This is a genomic window from Escherichia sp. WS547 (assembly GCF_046486065.1).
Taxonomy (GTDB): Bacteria; Pseudomonadota; Gammaproteobacteria; order Enterobacterales; family Enterobacteriaceae; genus Escherichia; species Escherichia coli.
In genome coordinates, this window is record NZ_JBJQMA010000007.1 from 103,276 (window position 1) to 114,617 (window position 11,342).

Annotated in this window: 13 protein-coding genes; 3 read left to right on the forward strand and 10 right to left on the reverse strand. The window is 49.3% G+C overall.

The window, feature by feature from the left end; all coding sequences use genetic code 11:
- Positions 1-16: 16 nt before the first annotated feature.
- Both ACJHWK_RS08555 and fumD read right to left on the reverse strand, forming a co-directional pair.
- Complete coding sequence (locus ACJHWK_RS08555) at positions 17-643, reverse strand: ferredoxin-like protein (RefSeq protein ID WP_001070227.1); 627 nt, start codon at positions 641-643, stop codon at positions 17-19.
- 455 nt (positions 644-1,098) lie between these two features.
- Positions 1,099-1,308, reverse strand: coding sequence for a fumarate hydratase FumD (gene fumD, locus ACJHWK_RS08560; RefSeq protein WP_000528342.1), 210 nt, complete (start codon positions 1,306-1,308; stop codon positions 1,099-1,101).
- 354 nt (positions 1,309-1,662) lie between these two features.
- Between fumD and ACJHWK_RS08565 the strand changes: the two genes are divergently transcribed.
- The 3 genes from ACJHWK_RS08565 (at position 1,663) to lpp (ending at position 3,824) form a co-directional block, all read left to right on the forward strand.
- Complete coding sequence (locus ACJHWK_RS08565; protein WP_240806354.1) at positions 1,663-1,857, forward strand: protein YnhH; 195 nt, start codon at positions 1,663-1,665, stop codon at positions 1,855-1,857.
- 7 nt (positions 1,858-1,864) lie between these two features.
- Positions 1,865-3,277 (forward strand): pyruvate kinase PykF, encoded by a 1,413-nt coding sequence (gene pykF / locus ACJHWK_RS08570; RefSeq protein ID WP_001295403.1) that lies wholly within the window; start codon positions 1,865-1,867, stop codon positions 3,275-3,277.
- A 310-nt stretch (positions 3,278-3,587) separates the two neighbouring features.
- Positions 3,588-3,824: a murein lipoprotein Lpp gene (lpp, locus tag ACJHWK_RS08575; protein WP_000648420.1), complete on the forward strand. Its 237-nt coding sequence runs from the start codon at positions 3,588-3,590 to the stop codon at positions 3,822-3,824.
- A gap of 63 nt (positions 3,825-3,887) precedes the next feature.
- Here the strand turns inward: lpp and ldtE are convergent, their stop codons facing one another.
- From ldtE to ACJHWK_RS08615, 8 genes are all read right to left on the reverse strand, one after another.
- A complete protein-coding gene (ldtE, locus tag ACJHWK_RS08580) occupies positions 3,888-4,892 on the reverse strand; it encodes a L,D-transpeptidase LdtE (RefSeq protein WP_000817109.1) in 1,005 nt (334 codons plus the stop codon).
- Between the two features lie 148 nt (positions 4,893-5,040).
- A complete protein-coding gene (gene sufE, locus ACJHWK_RS08585; RefSeq protein ID WP_001196530.1) occupies positions 5,041-5,457 on the reverse strand; it encodes a cysteine desulfuration protein SufE in 417 nt (138 codons plus the stop codon).
- A gap of 12 nt (positions 5,458-5,469) precedes the next feature.
- Positions 5,470-6,690 carry a cysteine desulfurase SufS gene (gene sufS, locus ACJHWK_RS08590; RefSeq protein WP_001520612.1) on the reverse strand — a complete coding sequence of 407 codons (1,221 nt, stop codon included), beginning with the start codon at positions 6,688-6,690 and terminating at the stop codon, positions 5,470-5,472.
- Positions 6,687-7,958, reverse strand: a complete 1,272-nt coding sequence (sufD, locus tag ACJHWK_RS08595) for a Fe-S cluster assembly protein SufD (RefSeq protein ID WP_001520613.1) — start codon at positions 7,956-7,958, stop codon at positions 6,687-6,689. The genes sufS and sufD overlap by 4 nt, the downstream gene beginning before the upstream one ends.
- Complete coding sequence (sufC, locus tag ACJHWK_RS08600) at positions 7,933-8,679, reverse strand: Fe-S cluster assembly ATPase SufC (protein WP_000948865.1); 747 nt, start codon at positions 8,677-8,679, stop codon at positions 7,933-7,935. The genes sufD and sufC overlap by 26 nt, the downstream gene beginning before the upstream one ends.
- A gap of 9 nt (positions 8,680-8,688) precedes the next feature.
- Positions 8,689-10,176 carry a Fe-S cluster assembly protein SufB gene (gene sufB / locus ACJHWK_RS08605; protein ID WP_001314771.1) on the reverse strand — a complete coding sequence of 496 codons (1,488 nt, stop codon included), beginning with the start codon at positions 10,174-10,176 and terminating at the stop codon, positions 8,689-8,691.
- A gap of 8 nt (positions 10,177-10,184) precedes the next feature.
- A complete protein-coding gene (sufA, locus tag ACJHWK_RS08610; RefSeq protein WP_000367171.1) occupies positions 10,185-10,553 on the reverse strand; it encodes a Fe-S cluster assembly scaffold SufA in 369 nt (122 codons plus the stop codon).
- A 548-nt stretch (positions 10,554-11,101) separates the two neighbouring features.
- Entirely contained in the window at positions 11,102-11,290 is a 189-nt protein-coding gene (locus tag ACJHWK_RS08615) for a YdiH family protein (protein ID WP_001296104.1), read from the reverse strand.
- Positions 11,291-11,342 lie beyond the last annotated feature (52 nt).

The following is an 11,342-nucleotide window of genomic DNA, read 5'->3' on the forward strand; positions in this document are numbered from 1 at the left end:
TTTTCCTTTGCAAGATTCACACAGTAATGTCTTTCCACTCGATAATTTTTAACGCCCCTGTTGGGCAGGCGTTTGCGCATTCACCGCATAACACACATTTCGAGGATTTTTTACTTTCGGTATTTACGGTGGCCATCATCCACGGGCACGCCGTCGTACAGGCGCTACAGCCAATACAACGTTTATGATCGACGGTAATACAGCCTTCTTCCTGTTGCCAGGTAATCGCACCAATCGGGCAGACGTTCATGCATTGCGGCTCTTTGCATTGACGGCAGGTGTCCGCGGTATAGTTGAGATCGCCATACAGGCCGCCGCCAGAGCCAACCCCGTTGTCGCCAAAGAAATAATTGCGATGGATTTTGATACGGGAGAAGAATGTCCCTACTGAGCCATCGTTGAAGTTGGTACAAGAGATTTCACAGCGGTGGCAACCCGTGCATCGAGCACGTTGGGTCACCAGCACCCCTTTGGGTGTATTTATCAACCCTACTGTGCCGCTATCAATATCTTCCTGTTTGCAACCCAAAAGTGACAGTAACGCAGGGGCAATTGTTAAACCAGCGAGGCCTTTTCCTGATATACGCAAGAATTCTAATCGCGTTAAGCCAATATCTAATAGTGGACGATCAACCGGGTTCATTTATTTCGCATCCTCTTCGCAAACACAGTGCTGACAATTCAGCAGACTGATATTAAGCATTCAACTAATACGCTGCTGACTCTGTCCCCAACACCAGATATTTTCCCTAACCTGATAGTGTATGAGAAAAGATTTAACGCCGATAAACCAATCCTTTATGGTTAGGAGAAAAAATAATGTGATTATTCTGGGCCCTTAACATTGATCGTTATCAATTAAAATCACAAAGCAAGAAATTATAAGTGAACTGATATTTATTATCATTTGAAATAAATTTAACTTAAACGACAATTATTTGTGACGTTCATTGCAGAAAATAAAAATAACATTATCGCTATAAATTAAAATACATACCGAAATTCGTATAATTTCAGCAGTTGTTATTTAGAATGATTAACTGGACCGCAACTGAAGCAAGAATATCAGGATGAAGCTTATCGCCTCATCCTGAATGGTCATTTTACCAGTGCGTTAATGACGGTTTCCATCGCCTGCTTTTCCAGCTCACTGCGCTGAATGCGTTTATTGGCTAATGCTGTACGTAATACGCCTGCGATAACAATATGCTTTGGTTCCTGCCCCAGATCGCGCATTTCCAGCACAACTTTACCGACAACTCTGCACATTTCTCGGTACAGTTCATCCTCTTTTGTCCGATTTCCCATTCTTTATACCTATTTATCATGCCAACTATCAGCATATATCAATCTAACCAATTAGACAAAAATCAAACAAAATCAGACAAATAACGCGATAAATTATTTTAACTGTAGCAATTGAGCGATGATGTATTTATACACCGGATGAACTTTCACTTATCTTCACAGTGACAACCCCGGCACCAGACGTTGCGCAAACAGCGAAGTTTTTGCGTAACCTTTTCCCTGGAACGTTAAATCTTTGATAACAATTTATTGTCTTACAAGTTGTATATTTTTTGAAACGCTGTTTTTGTTTTCCTTTTGGATTAATTTCAGCGTATAATGCGCGCCAATTGACTCTTGAATGGTTTCAGCACTTTGGACTGTAGAACTCAACGACTCAAAAACAGGCACTCACGTTGGGCTGAGACACAAGCACACATTCCTCTGCACGCTTTTTCGATGTCACCTATCCTTAGAGCGAGGCACCACCACTTTCGTAATACCGGATTCGCTTTCCGGCAGTGCGCCCAGAAAGCAAGTTTCTCCCATCCTTCTCAACTTAAAGACTAAGACTGTCATGAAAAAGACCAAAATTGTTTGCACCATCGGACCGAAAACCGAATCTGAAGAGATGTTAGCTAAAATGCTGGACGCTGGCATGAACGTTATGCGTCTGAACTTCTCTCATGGTGACTATGCAGAACACGGTCAGCGCATTCAGAATCTGCGCAACGTGATGAGCAAAACTGGTAAAACCGCCGCTATCCTGCTTGATACCAAAGGTCCGGAAATCCGCACCATGAAACTGGAAGGCGGTAACGACGTTTCTCTGAAAGCGGGTCAGACCTTTACTTTCACCACTGATAAATCTGTTATCGGCAACAGCGAAATGGTTGCGGTAACGTATGAAGGTTTCACTACTGACCTGTCTGTTGGCAACACCGTACTGGTTGACGATGGTCTCATCGGTATGGAAGTTACCGCCATTGAAGGTAACAAAGTTATCTGTAAAGTGCTGAACAACGGCGACCTGGGTGAAAACAAAGGTGTGAACCTGCCTGGCGTTTCCATTGCCCTGCCAGCACTGGCTGAAAAAGACAAACAGGACCTGATCTTTGGTTGCGAACAAGGCGTAGACTTTGTTGCTGCTTCCTTTATTCGTAAGCGTTCTGACGTTATCGAAATCCGTGAGCACCTGAAAGCGCACGGCGGCGAAAACATCCACATCATCTCCAAAATCGAAAACCAGGAAGGCCTCAACAACTTCGACGAAATCCTCGAAGCCTCTGACGGCATCATGGTTGCGCGTGGCGACCTGGGTGTAGAAATCCCGGTAGAAGAAGTTATCTTCGCCCAGAAGATGATGATCGAAAAATGTATCCGTGCACGTAAAGTCGTTATCACTGCGACCCAGATGCTGGATTCCATGATCAAAAACCCACGCCCGACTCGCGCAGAAGCCGGTGACGTTGCAAACGCCATCCTCGACGGTACTGACGCAGTGATGCTGTCTGGTGAATCCGCAAAAGGTAAATACCCGCTGGAAGCGGTTTCTATCATGGCGACCATCTGCGAACGTACCGACCGCGTGATGAACAGCCGTCTCGAGTTCAACAATGACAACCGTAAACTGCGCATTACCGAAGCGGTATGCCGTGGTGCCGTTGAAACTGCTGAAAAACTGGATGCTCCGCTGATCGTGGTTGCCACCCAGGGCGGTAAATCTGCTCGCGCAGTACGTAAATACTTCCCGGATGCCACCATCCTGGCACTGACCACCAACGAAAAAACGGCTCATCAGTTGGTACTGAGCAAAGGCGTTGTGCCGCAGCTGGTTAAAGAGATCACTTCTACTGATGATTTCTACCGTCTGGGTAAAGAACTGGCTCTGCAGAGCGGTCTGGCACACAAAGGCGACGTCGTAGTTATGGTTTCTGGTGCACTGGTACCGAGCGGCACTACTAACACCGCATCTGTTCACGTCCTGTAATATTGCTTTTGTGAATTAATTTGTATATCGAAGCGCCCTGATGGGCGCTTTTTTTATTTAATCGATAACCAGAAGCAATAAAAAATCAAATCGGATTTCACTATATAATCTCACTTTATCTAAGATGAATCCGATGGAAGCATCCTGTTTTCTCTCAATTTTTTTATCTAAAACCCAGCGTTCGATGCTTCTTTGAGCGAACGATCAAAAATAAGTGCCTTCCCATCAAAAAAATATTCTCAACATAAAAAACTTTGTGTAATACTTGTAACGCTACATGGAGATTAACTCAATCTAGAGGGTATTAATAATGAAAGCTACTAAACTGGTACTGGGCGCGGTAATCCTGGGTTCTACTCTGCTGGCAGGTTGCTCCAGCAACGCTAAAATCGATCAGCTGTCTTCTGACGTTCAGACTCTGAACGCTAAAGTTGACCAGCTGAGCAACGACGTGAACGCAATGCGTTCCGACGTTCAGGCTGCTAAAGATGACGCAGCTCGTGCTAACCAGCGTCTGGACAACATGGCTACTAAATACCGCAAGTAATAGTACCTGTGAAGTGAAAAATGGCGCACATTGTGCGCCATTTTTTTTGCCTGCCATTTACCGCTACTGCGTCGCGCGTAACATATTCCCTTGCTCTGGTTCACCATTCTGCGCTGACTCTACTGAAGGCGCATTGCTGGCTGCGGGAGTTGCTCCACTGCTCACCGCAACCGGATACCCTGCCCGACGATACAACGCTTTATCGACTAATTTCTGATCTACACCCTTATTGTCTTTAAATTGCGTAAAGCCTGCTGGCAGTGTGTATGGCATTGTCTGAACGTTCTGCTGTTCTTCTGCTGATAGTGGTCGATGTACTTCAACATAACGCATCCCGTTCGGTTCCACGGAATATTTCACCGGTTCGTTGATCACTTTCACCGGCGTTCCCGTCCGCACGCTGGAGAATAAGGCTTTAATATCCGGCGCATTCATGCGAATACAGCCCGAACTGACGCGCAAACCGACGCTGTCCGGCGCACTGGTGCCATGAATGAGGTATTCGCCATTACCATGCGCGAGGCGCAGTGCGTAACGTCCTAGCGGGTTATTTGGCCCGGCAGGAACGACTGGCGGTAATTTAATGCCACGCTCCAGCGAACGCTGACGAATGCCCGCCGTAGGCGTCCAGGTTGGGTTAGGGATTTTCTGCCCCACACGCGTTTCCATCACTGGCGTTTCCAGCCCCTGCAAACCAATACCTATCGGATAGACCTGCACGATATTTTCTCCCGGCGGATAATAATAAAGGCGCAGCTCTGCCAGGTTAACGATAATCCCCTGACGCGGCGCATCAGGTAATAACAGTTGCGAAGGAATAGTTATCGTCGTACCGGGTTTTGGCACCGGGGCGATAGTGTTATTGGCTTCAAGGATCAACATTGCCGCAGTATCAAAACGTCGGGCGATGGCCTGAAGGTTTTTATCCCCTTCCTGCACCGTATACGTTTGATTTTGCCCAACCAGTCGGCTTCCGGTTGGTGGTAGCGGATAATCAACCGCCCAGGCAGCCTGGATGGCGCTAAAAGCGCCGATAAGCGTGAGTGTAAGCAGAGACGCGCGTTTCATTGTAAACCTCCTGTATTTGCCGGAGACTCACGCTGAAACGTCGGATGGCGCTTATGTTCACCTGAAACCGAAACACTCCTGTGCAGGTCAGTGTAAACATTGACCATCCGGCAATGTGAGCCAACCGGATGAAAGCTGTCCCTTTAGTTTAGCTAAGTGCAGCGGCTTTGGCGCGAATTGCGCGAATCATCGCTTCCAGACCTTGTGAACGAGATGGGGTGAGATGTTGGGTCAGCGCCATTTTTTCAAACCACGGACGCACATCGAAATTGACAATATCCTGCGGCGTCATCTGATCGTAGAGAATAAAGACGACCGCAATAAGCCCTTTCACAATCGCCGCATCGCTGTCACCCTGCAATTCAATAATTCCCTGCGCATTCTGGCGCATGACAATCCACACCTGACTCTGGCAGCCCTGAATGCTATTTTGTGGGCTTCGGTCTTCGTCGCGTAATTCTGGCAGACGCTGGCCCAGCTCAATAATGTAGAGATATTTCTCTTCCCAGTTGGCGCAGCGTAAAAAATTACGCAGCAATTTTTCTTTATCCGGCAATAAAGCCATAGTGCCTCCCTGTTATCCCAGCAAACGGTGAATACGTTGCAGGCCGGTCACCAGACGATCCACTTCTTCATGGGTGTTATACATGGCCAGCGACGCCCGACACATAGCAGGAACGTTGTAATAGGCCATCAATGGCATTGCGCAGTGATGTCCGGTACGCACAGCAATGCCGTAGTTATCGAGAAAACTGCCAACATCATAGGCGTGGTGTTTACCGAGATTAAAAGCAATAACGCCAAGCCTGTTCTGCGGGCCATAGAGAGTGAGATCCGGTACAGATTCCAGCTGTGATAGCGCGTAGTGCATCAGATTCTGTTCATACTCGGCTATGTTATTAAGCCCCAGCGCCGACACATACTCCAGCGCCGCGCCAAGACCAATGATGCCCCCGGTATTGGGTGTACCGGCTTCAAACCGCCACGGTGCTTTGGTCCAGGTAGTGCCTTCACTCAGGCTGACGGTGGCGATCATAGAACCGCCCCCTTCCCACGGCGGCATCTCCTGTAGCAAGGCTTCTTTGACATAAAGAATGCCAATCCCAGTGGGGCCATACAGTTTATGCCCGGAGAACACGTAAAAATCGCAATCCAGCGCCTGAACGTCCACCGGATGATGCATCACCGCCTGAGCGCCATCCACCAGTACTTTTGCGCCATGCTGATGCGCAAGCGTGATCATTTCCGCCAGCGGATTTTCCGTTCCCAGCACGTTGGAGACATGAGTAATTGCCAGCAGGCGAGTTTTCTCATCAAACAGCGTAGGTAGCGTCTCCAGTTGCAACGTACCGTCGGGATTGAGCGGGATCACACGCAGCTCTGCGCCAACGCGTGCGCAAAGCATCTGCCAGGGAACAATGTTAGCGTGGTGCTCCATCTGACTGATGATGATGTTATCGCCCGCCCGCACATTGCTGTTACCCCAGCTATTGGCGACCAGATTGATCCCTTCCGTCGTGCCGCGGACGAACACCAGCTCTTCCGCCGAACGGGCATTAATAAACAGCGATGCCCGCTTGCGCACGTTCTCCATTTTCTCGGTCGCCTGGGCGCTTAAGGTATGAATACCGCGATGCACCGCCGCGTAGCCATGACGATAAAACTCGGCCTCGGCGTCAATCACCTGGCTCGGTTTCTGTGCACTGGCGGCGCTGTCGAGATAAGCCAGCGGCAAACCGTTTACCTCACGCGAAAGCACCGGAAAGTCGGCCCGCACTTTGTCGACGGAATAAGTCATCTTGCACCTCCTGGCAGCCGTTGACCGATTCGGGCCAGCACCTGCTGTTTAAGCCCCTCATCACGCAGTGCTTCCGTCAGTTCGGCAGCGAAGGCGTAAATGATCATCTGCTGGGCATCCTGCTGATTGATCCCGCGCGAGCGCAGATAGAACATCTGTTCGTCATCAATACGCCCCACCGTCGCGCCGTGGCTGCATTTCACATCATCTGCATAGATTTCCAGCTGCGGTTTCGTATCCACTTCCGCCAGTTTGCCCATCAGCAGATTATTGTTGGTCATCTGACCATCCGTTTTGATGGCGTGCTGCGCGACGTTGATCAAACCGTTAAATACCGCGCGGCCTTTGTCGCTGACGATAGTTTTGTGCAACTGTCGGCTGTTACAAAAACCTTTATTGTGTTCCAGCCAAGTACGAGTATCACACACCTCATTTTTCACCGGCATCGCCAGGCTATTGATCCGCAGCGTGCTGTTTTCGCCATTGAGTTGCGTACTGGTGTTGTGTCGTAACACTGCGCCACCCAGCAGGAAACTGTGGCTAAATGCGGTGGCATCGTCAGCCAGCAACAAATCGTTATGGGCAAAGTGGTGACTGAGCGGGTTTTCAAACGCCAGCTTGATATGCTGCAAGTGGGCGTTCGCTGCGATATTGATAGTGAACCGTGCCCCGGTAAAATGACGAGCATCATTAAGGCTGACAAAATGTTCGATCACCGTTGCTTCGGCACCTTCCGCCAGATCCAGATGATGTCGGTAATGGGCAGTGTTGACCTCTTCACCTGCCACGCCCTGGGTAATATGCATTAACAGCAATGGCTTTGCCGGTCGTTGACCGCGCTTCACGGCGATATGCGTCACGCTATGCGCCAGGCTTTCCGTCAAATGCAGAAACACTTCAGCCTGAATAGCGTCGGGTAACCCCTGACGGTCGTCGTTAATGCTCACTTCATATCCGCTGCCTTCAGTTGCATCGCTCAGCGCGGGCACGTAACGTCCATCAACAAACACCAGCCGCACGGCGTCTAACGTTAACGCTAAGGCATCACGCTGCTGTGGGGATATCTCTCCCGCAATGCTGACAAACTGGCTATTGGTCAGCCCTTCCAGCGGCGTATATTTCCAGTTTTCATGTTTACGTGTCGGCAGTCCGGTACGCAGCAATTGTTGTAAATGCTGCTGTGCTTGCGGTGAGCGTTTTGTCCCTTCAGCTTCAAACAAGTGATGCCACTGTTGCAGCGCGTTACTGCTGTTCGGTAAGCCAGCCATAACCCTGCTCCTCCAGTTGTTTGACCAACGTGAAATCGCCGGATTTCACAATTCGTCCCTGATACAGCACATGGACGTAATCAGGCTTGATGTAGTCGAGAATGCGTTGGTAGTGCGTAACAATGATGAATGAACGCTTGCCGTCACGCAGCGAGTTCACGCCATCGGCAACCACTTTTAATGCGTCAATATCCAGCCCGGAGTCCGACTCATCAAGAATACATAACTCCGGTTCCAGCACCGCCATTTGCAAAATATCGTTGCGCTTTTTCTCGCCGCCGGAAAAACCAACGTTTACCGAACGGGTTAATAAATCTTCCGGCATCTTCAGGAGAGCGATTTTCTCTTCCATCAAATCCTGAAAATCAAAGCGGTCGAGCGTTTCCTGGCCGCGATAGCTGCGCACCGCATTAAGTGCCGTTTGCAGGAAAAACTGGTTACTGACGCCGGGAATTTCCACCGGATACTGGAAGGCCATAAAGATGCCTTCACCTGCACGATCTTCCGGCGACAGCGCAAGCAAATCTTTGCCTTTGAACTCAACCGCGCCGCCCGTCACTTCATAATCTTCTCGCCCGGCAAGCGTTGCCGATAAGGTACTTTTGCCCGAACCGTTTGGCCCCATAATGGCGTGAACTTCGCCGGGACGAACGTCGAGGCTTAATCCACGCAGGATAGCTTTATCTTCCACGCTGACGTGTAAATCTTTAATACTTAACATGTTTATTCCTTATCCGACGCTGTGTTCAAGACTGATGGCGAGGAGTTTTTGTGCTTCAACGGCAAATTCCAGCGGCAGTTCTGAGAACACGTCTTTGCAGAAACCGTTAACAATCATCGAGATGGCGTCTTCTTCGCTGATCCCGCGTTGCAGGCAGTAAAACAGTTGATCTTCACCAATACGTGATGTCGTTGCCTCGTGCTCCAGTTGTGCGCTGTTATTGCGACATTCGACATACGGGAAGGTATGCGCCCCACAATTAGCGCCAATCAGCATTGAGTCGCACTGAGTGAAATTGCGCGCATTGGTTGCCGTCGGCATGATTTTCACTAAGCCGCGATAACTGTTCTGACTATGTCCGGCAGAGATCCCTTTCGAGATAATGGTCGATTTAGTGTTTTTACCGATGTGGATCATCTTGGTGCCGGTATCCGCTTGCTGATGACCGCTGGTCAGCGCCACTGAGTAAAACTCACCAATGGAGTTATCGCCGCGCAAAATACAGCTGGGATATTTCCACGTAATCGCTGACCCGGTTTCTGATTGCGTCCATGACATTTTGCTGTTTTCGCCTTCGCACAAAGCACGCTTGGTGACGAAGTTGAGAATACCGCCGGTGTTGTTATCGCCAGGGAACCAGTTTTGTACCGTGGAATATTTCACCTCGGCGTTTTTATGGATGATGACTTCCACCACCGCCGCGTGTAACTGATAGCTGTCACGCACCGGAGCGGAACAGCCTTCAATGTAGCTGACGTAGCTGTCTTCGTCGGCCACCAGAATGGTGCGCTCAAACTGCCCGGTTTTTTCCGCGTTAATACGAAAATAGGTGGAAAGTTCCATCGGGCAGCGCACGCCTTTAGGCACATAAATAAACGTACCGTCAGAGGCTACCGCCGCATTAAGTGCGGCAAAGAAGTTGTCATTCCCCGGCACCACGGTGCCGAGATATTTACGCACCAGTTCCGGGTGATCGTGGATCGCCTCGCCAAAGGAACAGAAAATAATTCCCTGCTCCGCCAGTTTTTCGCGATAAGTGGTGGCAACCGAAACAGAGTCGAAAATGGCATCCACCGCCACCTCTTTGCCTTCCCGCACGGGAACGCCCAACTGCTCAAACGCCGCCTCCACCTCTTTACTTAAAAAGGCGTTCGCGCCAGTTTGCTGCAACGCGCCGGGTTCAGACGCGCAGTTGTCGTCACAATTACCGCACGATGGTGCTGAGTAGTAGCTGTAATCCTGATAATTCAGCTTGTCGTAGTGCGCTTTCAACCAGTGCGGCTCTTCCATCTCCAGCCATGCGCGATAGGCGTTGAGACGAAACTCCAGCATCCACTCCGGCTCATTACGCTTCGCCGAAATTGCGCGCACCACCTCTTCGTTTATCCCCTTTGCCAGCTCATCGGTGGCTAACTGGGTGAAGAATCCTTCTTTATAATTCAGTGGGCCGCCGGTCCAGGTTTTGACATCGTCAGTTGCTTCAGTATTACGAGACATAGTACCGCCTATACCCCAAAGCTTTCGCCACAGCCACATTCATTCTGGGCTTTAGGGTTGTGAAATTTGAATATCTGATTAAGTCCTTCACGAACGAAATCGACTTCCGTGCCATCAATAAACGGCATCGCTTGCAGCGGGACAAACAGCTTCGCGCCGTCGTGTTCAAACAGCAGATCGTCTTTGTCCGGCTCGCTAACACTGTCGAGCACATAGCCAAAGCCCGCGCAGCCCGTTTGCTTCACGCCTAAGCGCACGCCGACCATACCCGGCTGCTTTGCCACCAGCTCGCGTATGTGGACAGCGGCTGCGGGTGTCAGCGTTAAGCCCTGCCAGGCGAAATCCTGTGGATTAAAGGTTCCTGAATGCATGTCCATCGATTTACCTCACTTCATCGCTTTCAGCGTATAACAGCATGTTAGTGATAATGATTATCAGTTCAACCCAGCAAACGCAGGGGCTTTACCGTAAAACATGCTTTTTTCCTGCTTTTAATAAGCATAGACCCTGATGTGTGGGTTAACAGGCACGCTAAGAATTAGGTATCTCATTGTTAGATAATGATTATTATCTAAGGAGCATTAAGGCTGTGATGAAAAAGAAAAAGTTGTATTGAAAATGACTATTTAAGAGATAGGTAAAAAAGTGCAGCGTTCAGAAATAAGAAAACCCTTAAGTCTGTGCGACACAGGCTTAAGGGTTTCTACCCCATCCGGCGCTTATCTCCGGCACTCTCAGTGGCTTAGCTCTTGAAGGGGCGATAAGAATAATCTCATAAAGCTAACCCGCCGTTTTAACACAAACTGCGATTAGTATTATTTTTGAACAATATCAGGCGGGTAGATAAGCAGTATTAAGAAGGTCATCGAACCTGGACGGAGGTTAATCCAGGTCGATTTGGCGAAATTGCGGCATTAAGTCAGGATCAATGCACGCCCAGACGCCAGGCAAAGTAGATTTCTTCTTTTAATTCAGCAGAAGAGAGAGTAAGCAGGTCAGCAAATTCAAGTTCTAGTTGTTTCAGACGTTTGAGATATTGGGCAGGTGAAAGATTGCTCTGGTCACGGCGTAAAAATTCAATGGCCAGCTGGGTGGGATCAAGTTGAGTAGACATAGCATCCTCGCTTTTAGACAAGACCTGCACAGTATACCACCGTTTACTGTGC